The following is a 17,692-nucleotide window of genomic DNA, read 5'->3' on the forward strand; positions in this document are numbered from 1 at the left end:
GTTTTTTTTACAAATTGACTTTAAATATTTTGTAAAATTTTTAAGATATATGCATTGATAAAAGGGCTATAAAAAGAAAAATATAAAAATATATGTTTTAAGGCTTGAAAGGCTTTTGAAAAAAAAGATGTATGATGCGTTTTTGGAATTGATATTATAGAGGAAGTTTTGTGATTTTGAAAAAACAATATTGGGCATTTCAGAAAAGATTAAAGGTTTTTCTTTTGAGCATTTTGCTCTTATTTCCCCTTGTTGTTTGTGCAAAGGCTGACTTTAGGGTGTGTAATACAACGCAACAGTCTGTAGGGGTTGCTCTTGGATATCGTACGTTTTCAGGGTGGGTGAGCGAAGGCTGGTGGGTGGTTCCTGTGACAGAATGTAAAACCTTAATCGAAGGACCTCTTGCTTCGCGGTTTTATTATTTTTATGCAGAAGGAGCACAAAAAAAAGGAAGCTGGGCAGGCTCTGTCACCATGTGTGTGCAAGATAGCCAATTTACCATTCAAGGGGTTCATGATTGTTTCCCACGTGGATATCAAAAGGCTGAGTTTAAGGAAATCGATACCGGTAATCAAACCAGTTGGATGGTACAGTTGACGGATGATTCTTTGTTCAACAATTCAGTTGCCTCTTCTTTTTCAGGAAATTCTCCACCATGAAACGGGCCCGTAAAGTAAAAATTATTGCGACTCTTGGTCCTTCTTCTTTTTCTCGTGTAATGATTGAGAAGCTTTTTAGGGCAGGGGCGGATGTTTTTCGCCTTAATATGAGTCATACGGATCGTGACACATTGAGCGATTTGGTCAAATCGATACGGGAGGTTGAAAAAACGGTTCAGCGTCCCATTGGTATTTTGGTGGATCTTCAGGGACCAAAACTGCGTATTGGGTGTTTTGACAAAGGTCAAGAAGATTTGCGTGTCGGGCAAAGCTTTACGTTAGATCATCGCGATGTGGCTGGCGATGCACAGCGTGTTTTTTTTCCTCATGAGGATGTCTTTTCGGCGATTCAACCAGGGGATCGCTTGTTAATTGATGATGGAAAGTTGGAACTGCGCGCTGAAGTGTGTGGTGATCATTTTGTTCAGTGTCGTGTGGTTGCTGGAACCCGTATTTCTGATCGAAAAGGTGTAAGTTTTCCGGATACAATTTTGCCTTTTGATTCGATGACCTTAAAAGATAAGGCTGATCTTCAGGCTTTGTTACAGCAGTCTGTTGATTGGGTTGCCCTTTCTTTTATTCAGCGTCCAGAAGATATTATAGCGGTGCGCCGGTTAACAAAAGGCAAGGTGTCTTTGATGGCTAAAATCGAAAAGCCTCAAGCCTTGGAACATATAGAAAAGATTATTGAAGTTTCTGATGGTATTATGATTGCACGCGGAGATCTCGGGGTGGAAATGCCTTTGGAAAAGGTTCCTGCGATTCAGATGGAGCTGATTAAAGCTTGCCGTTTAGCTGGGAAACCAGTGGTGGTGGCAACACAAATGCTCGAGTCAATGATCACATCTCCTGTGCCAACGCGTGCAGAAGTATCGGATGTTGCGACAGCGGTTTATGCTGGAACAGATGCGGTGATGTTGTCGGCTGAATCTGCTTCTGGTCGTTATCCAGAAGAAGCAGTGCTTATGATGGACAAAATCGCGCGGCAAATTGAACAAGATCACACTTATGCTGCTCAGGTTGGAGCACAACATCCAACACCAGAATCAACTGGGACGGATGCAATTTCTCTTGCTGCGCGTCAGATTGCTGAAACACTTTCACTTGCCGCTATCGTTGCCTATACGGCTTCAGGAACAACGGGTCTGCGCGCTTCTCGTGAGCGTCCTAATAGACCGATTATTGCTTTATCGCCCATTGTGAAAACAGCACGGCGTTTGGCACTCGTTTGGGGACTTCATTGTGTGGTTACTGGGGATGCAAAGAATTTAGAGGATATGGTTGATCGTGCAGCTACCATTGCCTTTCAGGAAGGTTTTTGCCAAGGAGGGGATCGTTTCCTTGTGACAGCTGGTGTTCCCCTTGGAACGCCTGGTGCAACAAACCTTTTGCGTATTGCCTCTGTCTCTCCAGATGGAACGAAGGGGATTTGATCCGTTTACACATGGTGTTTTTTCATGCGCCTTTGAATGGGGTTTTAGGAACAACGGGGTCTGCGCACTTCTCGTGAACGTCCTAATAGACCGATTATTGCTTTGATCTTCCATTGTGGAAACAGTACGGTATTATAGCGTTTGGGCATTAGTTTTGGGGTGGGATGCGGTGATATGGGAATTTTATCTTTCCTTTTGAAGAGGGGCGCCTATGGTGAAAAATTTTTTCTATCATCTTTTTAGATATGTTTCAGATCGCTTTATTGATGTTTTATAAGCGAGAGATTCATTGATCATGAAAATTTATTCTTTTGCTATTTGAATGAGAGCTTTAAAATTTTTTTTCATTTTAAGCTTTTGTGAATGGATAAAACTTTTGCAAATAGAGCAAATAGAATTGAATAAAATTATGTATCCCCAAAAATCATGAAGATCAGGCATGAGAATAAAGTAATGGGTGAACGTATTTTAAAAAGTATGCTGTTCATGCACCATTTTTATGTAAAAGTAATTGGCTTTAGGCATTATGATTTTTTAAACAATGACATTGGTTTGGGGGCATTGGTTTTGGTCATTTGTTGTGTGAGATATCTCATTGCAAGCGCAGTGGTATGAGGCGGAAGCTTTGAAGTATGAAGTGTTTGTGTATCAATGAAATATTCAAGAGAGTTTTTTGTGCCTTTTGAGGTGTGGAGTGGAAATCAAATCGGCTTGCTTTTTTTCGTGATGATGCGCGTTTAAAAGTCTTCCTGTTCTTGAATGTTTTTGCTACTTTGATCATCTTTGAGCAATTGGTTGGTGAGCTTTTCAATGCGTTGTGTGGTGTCACGCATAATTCTTCCCATAGCGCGCTCCTTTTCATTGTGGAGTCGTAAAAGAGCATCGTAGTTTTCTTGTAACTTTTTATTTTCTCGTTTTATTTCTTCCATTTCATCGATAATCATTATGCCCGCCATGACCGATAAACGATGGTCGCCAATTTCTCCAAAATTTTTCTTTAAATGGGTGATATATTGATCCAATTGAGCTGCAAGCGCAATAAGATGACTTTCCTGTCCTTTATTACAAGCCATGCGATAGTTTTTACCATCAATGGTAACGGAAACTGTTTCCATACGTTCAAACCTTTATTTATCTAAACCTTTATCTATCAATGACGACACGAATCGTTTCCATTGCTTTAATAAGACGTTTGGAAACTTCTTTGTTAACGGATTCTAAGCGTTCAATTTGGGCTTCAGCTTTGTCAAGCGCTTGGGCAAGGTGGCTGCGGTCAGCATTCATGCGTTGAATTTCTTCTTCCCATTCGTTATTTTTATCAATAACGGCGTTGCGATTTATTATGGTGATCTCTAAGGTTCTCAGTGCTTTTTCTAGGTGCTCTAGAGCGTCTTGCAGAACCGTAGTCTCTTGGTTCATTACTTTTGTCCTTTGAGTAATTGTATCTTTTATCAATGCGTTATGCAAAAACGAATCACTTACATTTTCATAGTGTGCCTCTTTTATTTTTAAGTATGTAGGATATTTTATCAAGCAAAGCAGGGGTGAGATATAAATTAAAGGCTGGATTTTTTGCGCGTATTGTCATAAATGACATGGATATACAGGATGCGTGAGGGGAATGTGTTATTAGTGTTACGTGAAGTGATGACAAAAAGTCTCACGCTGATGATGAAAAAAGAGTATTTCTTAAGGAATTTAAAGAGAATTAAGAGAATACGGAAAAAGCAACAGTATAACGTATTTAACGAAATGGTCGATCATTCATGACAAATACCCACCAACAGAATCAGATGGCCAATGCTATCCGTTTTCTTGCTATTGATGCAATTGAAAAAGCCAACTCTGGTCATCCCGGCTTGCCAATGGGAGCCGCCGATATTGCTACGGTTCTTTATACACAATTCCTTGCTCATGACCCTAAAAAACCTCGTTGGCCTAACCGTGATCGTTTTGTCTTATCAGCAGGACATGGGTCTATGTTGCTTTATGCTCTGCTGTACCTTTCTGGTTATGAAGATATCTCACTTGAGGATATAAAAAGTTTTCGCCAATTAGGGGCAAAGCTTGCAGGCCATCCAGAATATGGGCATGTGGCAGGAATTGAAACAACGACAGGACCTTTGGGACAGGGGTTAGCGAATGCCGTGGGGATGGCTCTTGCAGAACGGTTGCAAAATGCCCGTTTTGGTGATCTTATCAACCATTATACTTATGCTTTGGTGGGGGATGGATGCTTGATGGAAGGCATTTCGCAAGAAGCACTTTCCTTGGCAGGACATTTGAAACTTAATAAGCTTATCGTGTTGTGGGATGATAATAATATTTCTATCGATGGAGAAATTTCCCTCGCGGATAGTACAGATCAGGGTGCGCGTTTTAAAGCATCTGGTTGGAATATACTCAAAGTGAATGGGCATGATCAAGCCGCTATTGCACAAGCTATTGAAGCAGCACGCAAAAGTGATAAACCAACGTTGATTGCCTGTAAAACAACGATAGGCTTTGGGGCGCCCAATAAAGCGGGAAGCAATAAAGTTCATGGTGCCCCTTTAGGAGCACGGGAAATTGCTGAGACCCGTATCGCTTTAGGGTGGGAGGCAGAGCCTTTCGTTATTCCAGCCGATATTCTTGATAATTGGCGCTTGGCAGGGCTTAATGCCGCTAAAAGGCGACAAAAGTGGGAAGAAAAATTGGCTGATCTTCCTGTCTCAGAGCGGGTGGAATTTGAAAGGTTGATGCGTGGTGATCTTGTGGGGGGATTTGATGGTGCTGTGGATGCTTATAAACAGAAGCTTGTTGAAGAGTCTCCTGTTGTTGCTACGCGTAAAGCTTCTGAGATGGCTTTGGAAGTGATCAATGAAGTTGTGAGTGAGACCATTGGTGGTTCTGCCGACTTAACAGGATCTAATAATACAAAAAGCAGCCAGATGAAAAGTATCACGGCGGAGGATTTTTCAGGGCGCTATCTCCATTATGGTATTCGTGAACATGCTATGGGCGCCATAATGAATGGGCTTGCTCTTCACGGAGGCTTTATTCCTTATGGTGGAACGTTTTTATGCTTTTCTGACTATATGCGTCCTGCTATGCGCTTGTCTTCTCTTATGGGGCTGCGGGTGGTTTATGTCATGACCCATGATTCTATTGGGCTTGGGGAAGATGGTCCGACCCATCAACCCGTGGAACATTTGGCTTGCCTGCGCGCTATGCCTAATCATCTTGTATTCCGCCCTGCTGACGCTATGGAGACAATCGAGTGTTGGCAATTGGCTTTGAAAGCACGTGGGACGCCTTCTACCTTGGCTTTGAGTCGACAAAATCTACCGCTGTTGCGTCAAGAGTATGAAGAAGAAAATCTCTGTATGCTTGGTGCTTATGAATTGTTAACAGCCAGTGATGAAGCACAAGTGACACTGTTTGCTTCCGGTTCAGAGTTGCAAATTGCAGTCAAAGCACGTGAAGTCTTAGAAGAAAAAAATATCCCAACACGTGTGGTTTCTGTGCCTTGTTTTGAACTCTTTTCTCAACAGTCTTGCTCCTATCAGCGGGCTCTCATTGGCGATGCGCCGATTAAAATCGCGATTGAAGCTGCTGTTGCTCAAGGATGGAACCGTTTTATTGGTTGTGATGGGGTTTTTATTGGTATGGAGGGCTTTGGGGCGAGTGGAACAATTGATGACCTTTATGCACATTTTGGTCTTACTTTTGAAAATGTCGTGGCAATTGTTGAAAGAAAGCTGGAAAAGAGCGAAGAAGAAAAGACAAAATGACAGTGTGTGTTGTCATGAGCGGATATTTATAAGGTATTATACTCTGTACAGTGTTGTGGATAAGTGGTTGATTGATCGAGATATTGACGTCTTGGAAATTCATGATTTGGGATTGGAAAATGCCCATTTGTTGTGTTTTAAATGTTATGCTTTAAAAAATTAGATGAGGAAACATGTGAAATGACAGTTCGTGTTGCAATTAATGGGTTTGGTCGTATTGGACGCAATATTTTACGGGCACTGATAGAAAGTGGACGAAAAGATATTGAAGTGGTCGCAATTAATGATTTGGGATCGGTGGAAACAAATGCCCATTTGTTGCGCTATGATTCAGTTCATGGCCGTTTTCCTGAGGATGTTAAGGTGGTGGGTGATGCCATTGATGTGGGAACTGGTTTAATAAAGGTTTGTGCAGAGCGTGATCCAGCACAATTGCCTTGGAAAGATTTGGATATCGATATCGCGTTGGAATGTACGGGCATTTTTACGGCACGTGATAAAGCAAAGGCTCATTTGGATGCAGGGGCAAAGCGTGTTCTGGTTTCTGCGCCTTCAGAGGGTGCAGATCTGACGGTTGTTTATGGGGTTAATCATCAGTCTTTAAGTAAAGAACATCGTATTGTTTCAAATGCCTCTTGTACAACTAATTGTTTGGCGCCCGTTGCACAAGTTTTGCATAACACGGTGGGCATTGAAAGGGGCTTTATGACAACAATCCATTCTTATACGGGGGATCAGCCTGTTTTAGATACCATGCATCGTGATCTTTATCGTGCGCGTGCGGCCGCTCTTTCGATGATTCCTACTTCAACCGGAGCGGCAAAAGCTGTGGGATTGGTTTTGCCAGAATTAAAGGGATTGCTTGATGGGGTATCCATTCGTGTTCCAACGCCTAATGTTTCTGTGGTTGATTTGACATTTACTGCTCAGCGTTCCACAACAATTGAAGAAATTAATACGGCTATTGCGACTGCTGCACGAGGTCCTCTAAAGGGCATTTTGGACATTACGGAAGAAAAGCTTGTGAGTTGTGATTTTAATCATAATCCACATTCAGCGATTTTTCACAATGATCAAACCAAAGTGATTGATGGTAAGCTCTGTCGTGTTCTCGTTTGGTATGATAATGAATGGGGCTTTTCTAACCGTATGAGTGATACAGCGGTGGCTTTTGCTAAGACAATATAGATACCATAAGAAGGACCTTAGGGTCCTCTTTTTATAGGAAAAAGTTTTATAAGAAAAAGCCTCGCTTTTGTACAAATTAAGGCGCATTCTTTTGAGAAAGTCGAGACAGGTTACTGTTTTTATGCGCTAGAGAGAAGATGCTGTTGAAAGATTGATGGTGTTTTTGATACGAGGTGCTATGCGCTTTTAAAAGTTGCTTGAAAGAGTAAGGCTTGAAAAAGTAACGTCTGACACGGACCAACTTTTGAGAAAACGTCAGAAAACGAAAAAGGTAGACTCTTTTGCATAAAAGTAAAAAAGTGTTTTAGTGAAAATAAAATTGAGCCAATGCATTTATTGGAAACAATGGAATGGAGAAGATTAAGAGCAATAAGGGGCTTTTGTACATTTGACCATGGATACTTTTGACAATGGACACTTTTGATTTTCAGACAGAGAGTTGAGAGAAGGAGGGCTGTTGTTGGTCCTTTTCATGCAAAAACAAAGAGAAGACCTATAAAAGAAAAGAAGAGGTTTTAGTGGAAAGAAAATTAAGCAGGTTTGTTCGATGCATTTTTGTTTAAAACAACGGAAAGTGAAGAGGAAATAGCGAATGGGCTTTCGTACACTTGATGATGTTGATGTTGCTGGAAAGCGTGTGCTTGTGCGGGTGGATTTTAATGTTCCTATGGCACAGGGTAAAGTTTGCGATGAAACGCGTCTTAAACGCCATAAAGAAACGCTCGTTGAACTGCAAAAGCGGGGAGCTAAGCTTATTCTGCTTTCTCATTGTGGTCGTCCTAAAGAAAAGGTCGAGTCAGAATTTTCACTTCGTCCTGTTGTACCGGTGCTGGAAAAGATCTTAAAACAGCCGGTTGCTTTTGCGCCTGACTGTATTGGTTCAGCTGCACAGATAGCGGTGGAGACATTGCAAAATGGGGGTGTTGTATTACTCGAAAATGTTCGGTTTTATGCCGGTGAGGAAAAGAATGATTGTTCTTTTGCAGAAGCTTTGGCCCATAATGGGGATCTTTATGTCAATGATGCTTTTTCGGTTTCTCATCGTGCCCATGCTTCGGTGGAGGGAATAACGCATTTGTTGCCCTCTTATGCGGGGAGATCGCTGCAAGGAGAATTGCAGGCCTTAGAAAAAGGACTTGGAAATCCAACGCATCCTGTGGTCGCTCTGGTGGGAGGGGCAAAAGTTTCCAGTAAGCTTTTTGTTCTCAATCATTTGGTGGAAAAAGTCGACTCCTTGGTTATTGGGGGTGGGATGGCCAATAGTTTTTTAGCCGCGCAAGGCATTCATGTGGGGAAGTCACTGTGTGAACACGAATTGATGGAGACGGTCAAAAAAATTATTAAAAAAGCGCAGGAATGTCACTGTACACTTCTGCTGCCTATGGATGCTATCGTTGGATTTCGCTTTGAAAAAAATGCACCGCATCGTCTTTATGATATTAGCGATATTCCTGCGGATGGCATGATATTGGATATTGGAACGCGCTCTATTGCTCATATCAAAAACGCGATAGATAAGGCTGCGACTCTTGTGTGGAATGGACCTCTTGGTGTTTTTGAGATGCTTCCCTTTGATAAAGGAACAATTGCCGTTGCACGCCATGCCGCAGAACGCAGTTTGATGGGCAAGTTGGTTTCAGTTGCGGGAGGAGGCGATACAGTTTTTGCTCTTAATCATGCGGGTGTTGCTAATGATTTTACTTATCTCTCAACTGCAGGAGGGGCTTTTTTGGAATGGATGGAAGGTAAGGTGCTTCCTGGTATTCTTGCTCTCATGCAAGCTTAAAGACTTTGTTGAAGGGAAAATTGAAAAAGCTGTAAGATCATGGGCTGTGTCAAGTATGATGATCATATTGTTGATGTTGAAAATGCGATAAAATAAAGAGGAATTTTTTATGAATGAACGTCTTGAAGATATAGCACTTTCTCTGGTGCATGCTGGTAAGGGTATTTTGGCTGCCGATGAAAGTACGGCAACAATTGGTAAGCGTTTTGAAAGCATTGGTGTTGAGTCCAATGAGGATAACCGCCGTGCTTATCGTGAAATGCTTTTTAGCGCAAAAGAAGCTATGGAAAGTGCTATCTCTGGTGTTATTTTATTTGATGAAACCATTCGACAAAAAGCATCAACAGGGCAAATGTTGACGGATCTTATTCGGGAGGCGGGCACTTTACCAGGAATTAAAGTGGATACCGGTGCTAAGCCCTTGGCTGCTTTTCCCCAAGAGACAATTACTGAAGGGTTGGATGGTCTCCGTGAGCGGTTAAAAGACTATTATGCTTTGGGCGCCCGTTTTGCGAAATGGCGTGCGGTGATTGCCATTGATGCACACACGCTGCCAACAAGAAGCGCCATTAATCAAAATGCACAAGCTCTTGCCCGTTATGCTGCTTTATGTCAGGAACTCAATATTGTGCCGATTGTTGAACCGGAGGTGCTGATGGATGGACCATCGTGTCAGCATTCCATTGCCCGTTGCTTTGAGGTGACACGCGCTGTTTTGACAACTGTCTTTAAAGAATTGTTTGAAGCCCGTGTTGTTTTAGAGGGGATGATTTTAAAACCCAATATGGTGATTGATGGCAAGGATGCGCGCAAGGCTGGTGTTGAAGAGGTGGCTGAAAAGACCGTTCGTGTGCTTAAACAAACTGTCCCTTGTGCTGTTCCAGGAATTGCTTTTCTCTCTGGAGGACAATCAGATCAAGAAGCGACAGCTCATTTGTCTGCCATGAATAGTTTAGGGGCATTGCCTTGGAAATTGACTTTTTCTTATGGACGGGCATTGCAAGCGGCTGCTTTAAAAGCATGGGCTGGTCGCCATGAAAATATTGCTGTTGCGCAAAAGGCATTTTGTCATCGTGCGCGGATGAACCATTTGGCTGCTTTAGGACAATGGACAAAGAGCCAAGAAAAGGAAAGCGCTTGAATTGCTCTAGACTTGAATTCCCATAAGGGTTGTGCGGTGATTGTCCTTGATGCAAACGTTTTGCTAGCTAAGAAGGCAATCAAAGTGCACAAGCTCTTGCGAATTGTGTTTTTTGATATCTTTGATATAAGAGTATAGTTCTTTTTTTGGTTTAATAATTTCGAGATAGGAGTGTGCCGATTGTTGAATGGTCAGTGCTAATGGATGGATCATCGTGTCAGCATTCCATTGCTCGTTGCTTTGAGGTGACACGCACTGTTTTGACAACTGTCTTTAAAGAATTATTTGAAGCCCGTGTTATTTTAGAGGGAATGATTTTAAAGCCCAATAGGGTGATTGGGGATAAGGATGTACGCCAAGGCTGGTGTTGAAGAGGTCGCTGAAAAGACCGTCCGTGTGCTTAAACAAACTGTCCCTTCCGCTGTTCTTAAGAATTGCTTTTCTTGTCTTTCGGGCTATCTGATCAGGAAGTAACGGCACATTTATCGGCTATGAATTCTTTGGGCGCTTTGCCTTGGAAATTGACCTTTTCTTGATCGACGCGCCTTGCAAGCGGCTGCTTTAAAAGCATGGGCTGGTTGCCATGAAAATATTGCTGTTGCCCAAAAGGCATTTTATCATCGTGCGCGGATGAACCATTTGGCGCTTTAGGACAAAGGACAAAAGAACAGGGGACAAAAGAGCCAAGAAAAGGAAAGCACTTGAATTGCTCTATGCTTAAATGCGGGGATATTTTGCCTGTTTCTGCGTGATTTTGGAACTCTCATCATGATAAAAATGATGGGGGCGTTTTAGGTTTGAAAGCTTTGTTAGAGAGTTTTCTCCTTGGGCGTTTTAAAAGTCTTTATGCGTGGCATTGTGAGGTAAGATTGCGGGAGAGGTGCGTTTATAGGAAGGGGAGATGGTGCTTTAAAGAAAATTTATGAATGCGCAGCAGTGTGTTATCGCTCATGAGGGGGGGTGCTTACTTTTTAAATAAAAATCATAAAGATGATCTTATATTGAAGAGTTTGATATTGTGATATTTTCTTTTTTCATGCTATCATTGTTTATCATCAGCAGAAATCCATTTGATTGCAGTTTCAAAAGCAGATAAGCGGCTCGATTGGGGAGTTGTGATTTCTAAGTAGATTAGACATACAGCTTATGAAGATTTTGTGCGTCAGGATAGCTTTCTTTTCAATGGAGGTCATCTTGTCATTGACAAACGGGTTGAATAACTCTTGCGAAAGAAAATATATCTCAATAAAACACTTCTTTTTTCGTTAAAATGAATAAATTTTTCTTGTCTTTTATGATGATATCATTATAAAAAATTAATTTCGTAGCATTTTGGCTTTAAAATCGAGGGGGGAGTTGTGGACAGCATATCTTCTAAGAATACAAGCACCAAAAAAAATCGATACGCAGAAAAGAGCGTTTCTGCAATTATGATGCGAAAATTTTGCCATATCGTATGTGGGGTATTCGCTGGAATATTCAGCGTGTTTATTTTTACAATTTTTCTTATCCTATTCAATATGCGTGGATTGGTTCATATCGTACTAAAATTCTTTGCGGGTGCGAGTGGATTCGCGTGCCTTTTCTTTTTTTTTGGATATCTCTTAGAACGTCGCGAAGCAACAGCAGATGAAGCCGGTATATCGCTCACATTACCCTTAGCAATTGGTGAAGGCGTTTTTTCTGTTTGCAGCATGTATGCTATGTGGGGGTATGATGCTCTCTTATACCGTTTAGCGCCTCCAGGGTATGTTCTTATTCTCCCTGAATAAAGAGAGCGTACTTTGGTTGTGTATAAATCAAAATGAGAGGCGGACAGCCTCTCAAATTCTTAATAAATGCTCTCTATCATGCCATTAGAGCTGCATTTAATGAAGGGACTATAACAAATCTTGGGGACCTTAAAAGCTCAAAGGAAGTCTTATAGGGTGGATTAACCGTATCTTTTGATCTTAAGACCTCAAAACGGCTTATCGTGTTCTTTTCACGCGGCTTATGAAATTATGCTATAAGGGGAGAAAGCTTCTCAGGGGGCCTAAATGGTATGTTATCGTGTGCTAAATGGAAAATTGAGAAAGCATCTTTATGCAATATAATCCAATTATGATTTTTTGATTTTAATATAAAGGGTCTAAAGCCTTCTAAAAAACTAATACGCTATAAGGGGAAAAGTCGTTTATATTTAGCAACAAAGGCGTATTTTAGATGCTCGTGATAGAGCTATATCATAAAATAATTTTTGAATGATTCATCCTTTTAGCTCTATTTGCTAAAAGGTCATTTTGAAGGCTCTTGGTTAATGACTATAAAGGAAAATTGGCACGTAATATTTCGCTTTGTGGGTATAGATGTCGAATTAGTTGATTACCTATTGTGTGATGTCTAAGCAAGAGATTTTGTGTGATTCACTATGGGGCGTTGATATGAGAAAATCCTATGATATGATGATCTCTCATGAAAAACAATGAATTTATCCTTATAAATCAACATGACAGTGCCGTTATGAAGAGAGCTCTTTGCACACCTTAATGATCCATAGAGACTAACTTGCTATCGTTTTATATTCTGCACACAAAGGAAGCGTTTTTATAAAAAATGATTCTTCTCACGCAGAGAAAAGAACAGCCAGAATTTAAGAAGAAAAACATCTCAATTCTTGTTCCTCTTTTTCCATGAGCCCTTTTAAATTGATAAGCATGGCTGTAAAGAGTGGTATTTATGCCCTTAAAAGTACTGCTCTTGTATCAAGAGCTCTTATTTGGGTGAAAGTTGCAGTTTTGCGAGATAAGCATAAACACCATTTTTTGCCACAAGTTCAGCATAGGCTCCCTCTTTCACAAGGACGCCTTTATCCATCACGAGAATACGATCCGCTTTTAAAATTATTGCCAAACGGTGAGCACTTATCAAAGTTATACGATTTTCCATCAAGCCTTCTAAGGCTTTTTGCACCAACTTTTCACTGTTTGCATCTAAAGCAGATGTTGCTCAATTAAGCAGCAACGCTTTTATTTATAATAATTCATTGTTTTGTATAATGAATGAGAGTTCCAAACATTGGAGAATTCTCTCGTTTCAAATCTGTTTTTATGTTGAATCAACCAAAACCATTCGCTTGCACGTTACAAGCGGGGGGAAGCCCTTATGGATAAAAACTATAAAGTAAAATGCCCATAATGGAATATCTTAAGTACCAAGGGCTGTAGCAACATTGGGATTTGGCAAATTAATGATGGTGCCAGATTGCAACAAAGGGGGCATTTTAAAAATCGCACGTGCAATACTCATGCGTTGTTTTGCCTTTAAGAAAGGATGGTACCACGCTCTCTGACTTTTGTCACCAAGCTATCTGGTAAAGCTTGAATAAGTTCAAGTGCATTAGCCGCTTGAGCAGCGGCAAGAATGTCCTCTTCATGGGTATTTTCAGTTCAAAAAAGATGAACTGTTTGCAATCGTTTTATTTGAAATGTTTATGCCTCATGAGAATGAGTTTTTTACATACCGATATTGCCAAAACGATTTTTGAACTTAGAAAGGCGTCCGCCACGGTCTACGAGTGTCTGCGACCCACCTGTCCATGCGGGATGCGTTCTTGGATCAATGTCTAAATTAAGGGTATCCCCTTCTTTTCCCCAAGTGGAGCGCGTTGTATATTGGGTTCCATCCGTCATAACAACGGTAATTTTATGATAGTTAGGATGAATATTCGCTTTCATGCGTCAAACCTTTTGCGTTTATAGAATGAAAGAACACTTACTCGATTTTTTAAGTGCGCTTCCTTTGTCTTTTTGATACACTGATTAAAGTATTTATTCCTATAGCTGAGCATGCATCAAAAAACAAGTGTTCAAGATGCATCATTGTGTCACGTGTTTAAATCATTTAATAGAGTGAGCGAAGTTTTATGAAATTATATCATCATTCAGAAAAATCTACAAAGCCTTCTCTTAAAAAATCTTCATTCTCTTCGCTTGCCATTTTTGTTCCTTATCTTTTGCGCTATCGCTGGTTGTTTATATTTGCTTTTGTTGCTTTATCTGTTGCAGCTCTTGTCACATTAGCTTTGCCCATAGCGATCCGCCAAATGTTTGATCATGGTTTTTCTCATTCAAGCCATGGATATATCAATTTTTATTTCGCAATTTTGTTTGGATTAGCTTTGATTCTCGCCTTTTCTTCAGCTTGCCGTTATTATTGTGTTATCACATTGGGAGAACGGATTGTTGCCGATTTACGGCGTGATGTATTTGTCCATATTATGAAACTTTCTCCTGCTTTTTTTGATCGGTCGCATTCAGGCGAGATTGTTTCAAGACTTCTAACAGATACAACACAAATAAAATTGGCCGTTGGCTCAACCGCCTCTACGGCTTTGCGTCAGCTGATTATCGTGATCGGCGCTGTCGTGATGATGGTGATCACCAATGCTAAATTATCTCTGCTGGTTCTGGCTGCTATTCCTGTTGTGGCAATTCCTTTGGTGGTTTTTGGACGCAAAGTTCGTGCGTGTACGCGTGCGGCGCAAGATCGTCTTGCTGATGCCAATGCTGTGGCAACAGAACAGGTCAGTGCTATTCGCACGGTGCAAGCTTTTACTGCTGAAAAACTTGTTTCGACACGTTTTTCTCAGTTGGTAGAACGCGCCTTTCAGACAGCGCGGACTTCTGTGATTTTGCGTTCCTTTTTTACGGGCTTTGCCATTTTTCTTGTGTTTAGCAGTGTGGTTGCTGTGTTGTGGATTGGATCGCGTGATGTTTTGAATGGAACGATGACAGGGGGCACTTTAGGGCAATTTGTCCTTTATGCCGTTTTTGGTGCCTCAACCTTTGCGCAATTATCGGAATTGGGGGCTGAATTAATCCAAGCCGCAGGCGCTGCTGAACGATTGGCTGAATTATTGCAAGAACAACCCATGATTTTAGCGCCTAAAGATCCTGTCTCTTTGACAAAACCTGTTCGAGGTGAACTTGTTTTTGATCATGTTGATTTTACTTATCCCTCTAGACCGCAAGAGAAGATTTTACGCGCGCTTTCCTTTTCTATCAAAGCTGGTGAAACGGTTGCTTTTGTTGGCGCTTCAGGGGCAGGAAAAAGCACACTTTTTTCTTTAATCTTGCGTTTTTATGACCCAACAAGTGGAAGAATTCGACTTGATGGTGTGGAGATTGATCGCCTCTCTTTAAAGGATTTACGTGGTGCAATTTCTTATGTTCCCCAAGATGTTGCTATTTTTGATGGTACATTGCGCGATAATATTGTTTTCGGGACTGAAAATGCTATGGAAGAGGATATTATTGCTGCTGCTAAAGCTGCTAATGCCCTTGAATTTATTGAATCTTTACCTGATGGCTTGGATACACAAGTGGGAGAACGCGGCACCATGCTTTCAGGGGGGCAGAAGCAGCGCATCGGTATTGCGCGGGCAATTTTAAGAAATGCACCCCTCTTACTGCTTGATGAAGCAACATCTGCTTTAGATGCAAACAGTGAAAGACTTGTGCAAGAAGCCTTAGAAGGGCTGATGAAAAAACGCACAACATTGGTGATTGCGCACCGTTTGGCAACAATTTTAAAAGCGGATCGTATTCTTGTGATGGAGAAAGGTGTCCTTGTGGAAGAGGGAACCCATGCCGAACTTGTGGCAAAAAATGGCGCTTATGCTTATCTTGCAAAATTGCAATTTTCACCCGAATAAGAGATCTTGATACAAGAGCCGTCTCTTTAAGGGCAATAAACAGCACTCTTTTTTAAGTCATGCTTATCAATTTTGAGGGCTGGCTTTTCTTTAAAGTGCATCAATCACCAAAGCAGTATAATTAAATACAAATTGTTGTATTTCTTAATAGGAACATCTATATTTTGTATACAACTTCTATTAAAATAGTATATGTAGAATATTGTGAATCATATATACACATAATGATACTATATCGAGGGATTGATGAGAGAGCTGTATGAAATGTTGATGAGGAAAAAAGAGAGCCAAAATGAGTGATCACGATACTGTCATAGTTATAGTAGGAATAATCATAGCAGGAATTATAATTTACGGACTTTGGAAGGCAATAGAGAAAGGCTGGAATGCAGGATTCGGCGATACGATTTTATTTATCATCATACTCGGTGCGCTTTGGTATTTCGAATTCTCAATGAAGACCTTGTTAATTGTAGCAATTATAGCCTATTTTATAGAGAATTTAATTCTGGCACTTGCCAATTATCAGAAAAAGCAATTAAGTGAACAAATTGAGCAATATGAGAAATTGCTGCAGCTAAAAGATCGAGAGTGTGCGATATATCAAAATATTCTTGCACAGGGAGAGCAAAGGCTTTTTCAAAAAACGCGAAAAATATCACAAGAATGGATTAAACAATGGGATGAGGGAGTAAGGCAATGGGAGAGAAGTATACTGGAGATAAAAAGTCCTGGAGACTTTTCTCAAATTAGCGAACAGCAACATCCGGTGGTGGTGAAAGATATTTGTGCTCAAGGATATGCAGATACATTTTTTCTTTATGAGGATGCGCTGAGAGTAGAATTTACTACTGAGCAGATTGAAAGAATAAATGAATTAATGAGGCGCCCAATTTTTAAGCAAACTTATCGTAAAGTCGTACGATTAATGAGGCAGAATGGCATAAAATTGCGAAAATTTGTAAATCCTCTTACGAAAAAAAAGCAGTATAAGCCTACGATGTTGTTGTTTCATTGGTGGTTATATATGATTGATGATATGATTACAGCGGAATACGAACAACAACAAAAAGATAAAGCTTCAGGGCGTTATGAAGAGCTAGCATCTATGGAAATCTACTTTGAAGATATACCTAAATACACAGAATATGAAACGCTAGAAAAGATCCTGCCGCGCTGGTATTATAATATGCCGGGGGATTCTGAATTACTATGCATTTGTAAGAGAGAACTTCTGTCATTATTGTATGATATTTCTAATGCTTATAAAGCGGCAAGAAAAACTTTGATTTACTATAAGCAGCTTATTGATACGGTGAAAGAAGGATATATTGCCTTTGATGAAGATTGTCTTTCTTCCACAGTCAGATATGACATTGATGTTTATAGAGAAAGAGATAAGGAAAAGAAAAAAGGTTTGTGCATTGCTAAAGAGACTCCGACATTTGAAAAAGCTTATAAATTAGGTGTTAGAGAATGGATGAAGGGGGCAAGTAAGAAATGTGATAATCAATGGATCTTTTGGAAAATGCTTGTCAAAATAGGAAATTCAAAAGAAAAATTAAAAGTCATTTTCGGTGATGAGAAGGTGGAGGCACTGGAAAAGGAACTCGAAAAGGAGGAAAAACAGTTTATGAGAGAAATGCAGGAAGCAATTCTCGAGAATAAAAATGTGCGTTTTTATAAATCCCATGCGTATTTGATACAGTATTTGGAATAAGAATTAAAAGAGGGAGAGGTTGGTCGTTGTTATATGAATGAGTATATTCATGGAAACTTGTATAATTGCGTATTTTTATAAAAAATATTGAAAAGCAGTGAGAGGTATATGTGACAGCTCTTAGCAGAGAGGAGAGGCGTTTGGAGGCAAGCTTTTGCGCTGTGTAGGGGGATTTCTTAAGAGGAGGAGGGGACTTGTTTTTGGTGTGCTTGTTGCTCTTGAAGTGTTTTGTTGCGATGTTTCTTTTTAGCGTGTTTGTAGGGGAGGTCGATGAAACAACAGGAGGTTTAATAATAT

At 40.6% G+C, this 17,692-nt stretch carries 13 protein-coding genes and 2 pseudogenes; 11 read left to right on the plus strand and 4 right to left on the minus strand.

Going from position 1 to position 17,692, the window contains the following annotated elements; translation table 11 throughout:
- Positions 1–170: 170 nt before the first annotated feature.
- Positions 171–659 (plus strand): DUF1036 domain-containing protein, encoded by a 489-nt coding sequence (locus PVV65_RS04110; RefSeq protein ID WP_273789308.1) that lies wholly within the window; start codon positions 171–173, stop codon positions 657–659.
- Positions 656–2,092, plus strand: coding sequence for a pyruvate kinase (pyk, locus tag PVV65_RS04115; protein ID WP_273789309.1), 1,437 nt, complete (start codon positions 656–658; stop codon positions 2,090–2,092). The genes PVV65_RS04110 and pyk overlap by 4 nt, the downstream gene beginning before the upstream one ends.
- Positions 2,093–2,829: 737 nt before the next feature.
- Here pyk and PVV65_RS04120 read toward each other — a convergent pair.
- Positions 2,830–3,207, minus strand: a complete 378-nt coding sequence (locus tag PVV65_RS04120; RefSeq protein ID WP_273789310.1) for a cell division protein ZapA — start codon at positions 3,205–3,207, stop codon at positions 2,830–2,832.
- A 28-nt stretch (positions 3,208–3,235) separates the two neighbouring features.
- Complete coding sequence (locus PVV65_RS04125) at positions 3,236–3,511, minus strand: DUF4164 domain-containing protein (RefSeq protein ID WP_005774573.1); 276 nt, start codon at positions 3,509–3,511, stop codon at positions 3,236–3,238.
- Positions 3,512–3,858: 347 nt separating this feature from the next.
- Between PVV65_RS04125 and tkt the strand changes: the two genes are divergently transcribed.
- From tkt to PVV65_RS04160, 7 genes and pseudogenes are all read left to right on the plus strand, one after another.
- The gene (gene tkt / locus PVV65_RS04130) at positions 3,859–5,865 is read left to right on the plus strand and encodes a transketolase (RefSeq protein WP_273789311.1); all 2,007 of its coding nucleotides are present in this window, start codon (positions 3,859–3,861) and stop codon (positions 5,863–5,865) included.
- A gap of 180 nt (positions 5,866–6,045) precedes the next feature.
- The gene (gene gap / locus PVV65_RS04135; RefSeq protein WP_273789312.1) at positions 6,046–7,053 is read left to right on the plus strand and encodes a type I glyceraldehyde-3-phosphate dehydrogenase; all 1,008 of its coding nucleotides are present in this window, start codon (positions 6,046–6,048) and stop codon (positions 7,051–7,053) included.
- A 592-nt stretch (positions 7,054–7,645) separates the two neighbouring features.
- Positions 7,646–8,839, plus strand: a complete 1,194-nt coding sequence (locus tag PVV65_RS04140) for a phosphoglycerate kinase (RefSeq protein ID WP_273789313.1) — start codon at positions 7,646–7,648, stop codon at positions 8,837–8,839.
- Between the two features lie 109 nt (positions 8,840–8,948).
- Positions 8,949–9,980 (plus strand): class I fructose-bisphosphate aldolase, encoded by a 1,032-nt coding sequence (locus PVV65_RS04145; protein WP_273789314.1) that lies wholly within the window; start codon positions 8,949–8,951, stop codon positions 9,978–9,980.
- A 200-nt stretch (positions 9,981–10,180) separates the two neighbouring features.
- Positions 10,181–10,516 (plus strand): annotated as a pseudogene (locus PVV65_RS04150) (class I fructose-bisphosphate aldolase).
- Between the two features lie 10 nt (positions 10,517–10,526).
- Complete coding sequence (locus tag PVV65_RS04155; RefSeq protein ID WP_273789315.1) at positions 10,527–10,631, plus strand: class I fructose-bisphosphate aldolase; 105 nt, start codon at positions 10,527–10,529, stop codon at positions 10,629–10,631.
- 779 nt (positions 10,632–11,410) lie between these two features.
- Positions 11,411–11,752 carry a hypothetical protein gene (locus tag PVV65_RS04160; RefSeq protein ID WP_273789316.1) on the plus strand — a complete coding sequence of 114 codons (342 nt, stop codon included), beginning with the start codon at positions 11,411–11,413 and terminating at the stop codon, positions 11,750–11,752.
- Between the two features lie 982 nt (positions 11,753–12,734).
- Here PVV65_RS04160 and PVV65_RS04165 read toward each other — a convergent pair.
- Together PVV65_RS04165 and rpmE are read right to left on the minus strand one after the other, a co-directional pair.
- Positions 12,735–12,968, minus strand: a pseudogene (locus tag PVV65_RS04165) (ABC transporter); the annotation flags it as partial.
- 506 nt (positions 12,969–13,474) lie between these two features.
- Complete coding sequence (gene rpmE / locus PVV65_RS04170; protein WP_005774581.1) at positions 13,475–13,696, minus strand: 50S ribosomal protein L31; 222 nt, start codon at positions 13,694–13,696, stop codon at positions 13,475–13,477.
- 188 nt (positions 13,697–13,884) lie between these two features.
- Between rpmE and PVV65_RS04175 the strand changes: the two genes are divergently transcribed.
- The gene (locus PVV65_RS04175) at positions 13,885–15,675 is read left to right on the plus strand and encodes an ABC transporter transmembrane domain-containing protein (protein ID WP_273789317.1); all 1,791 of its coding nucleotides are present in this window, start codon (positions 13,885–13,887) and stop codon (positions 15,673–15,675) included.
- Between the two features lie 292 nt (positions 15,676–15,967).
- Positions 15,968–17,395 (plus strand): hypothetical protein, encoded by a 1,428-nt coding sequence (locus tag PVV65_RS04180; protein ID WP_273789318.1) that lies wholly within the window; start codon positions 15,968–15,970, stop codon positions 17,393–17,395.
- Positions 17,396–17,692 lie beyond the last annotated feature (297 nt).

The sequence above is a fragment of the Bartonella sp. ML70XJBT genome, from assembly GCF_028618425.1.
In the GTDB taxonomy this organism is placed as follows: Bacteria; Pseudomonadota; Alphaproteobacteria; order Rhizobiales; family Rhizobiaceae; genus Bartonella.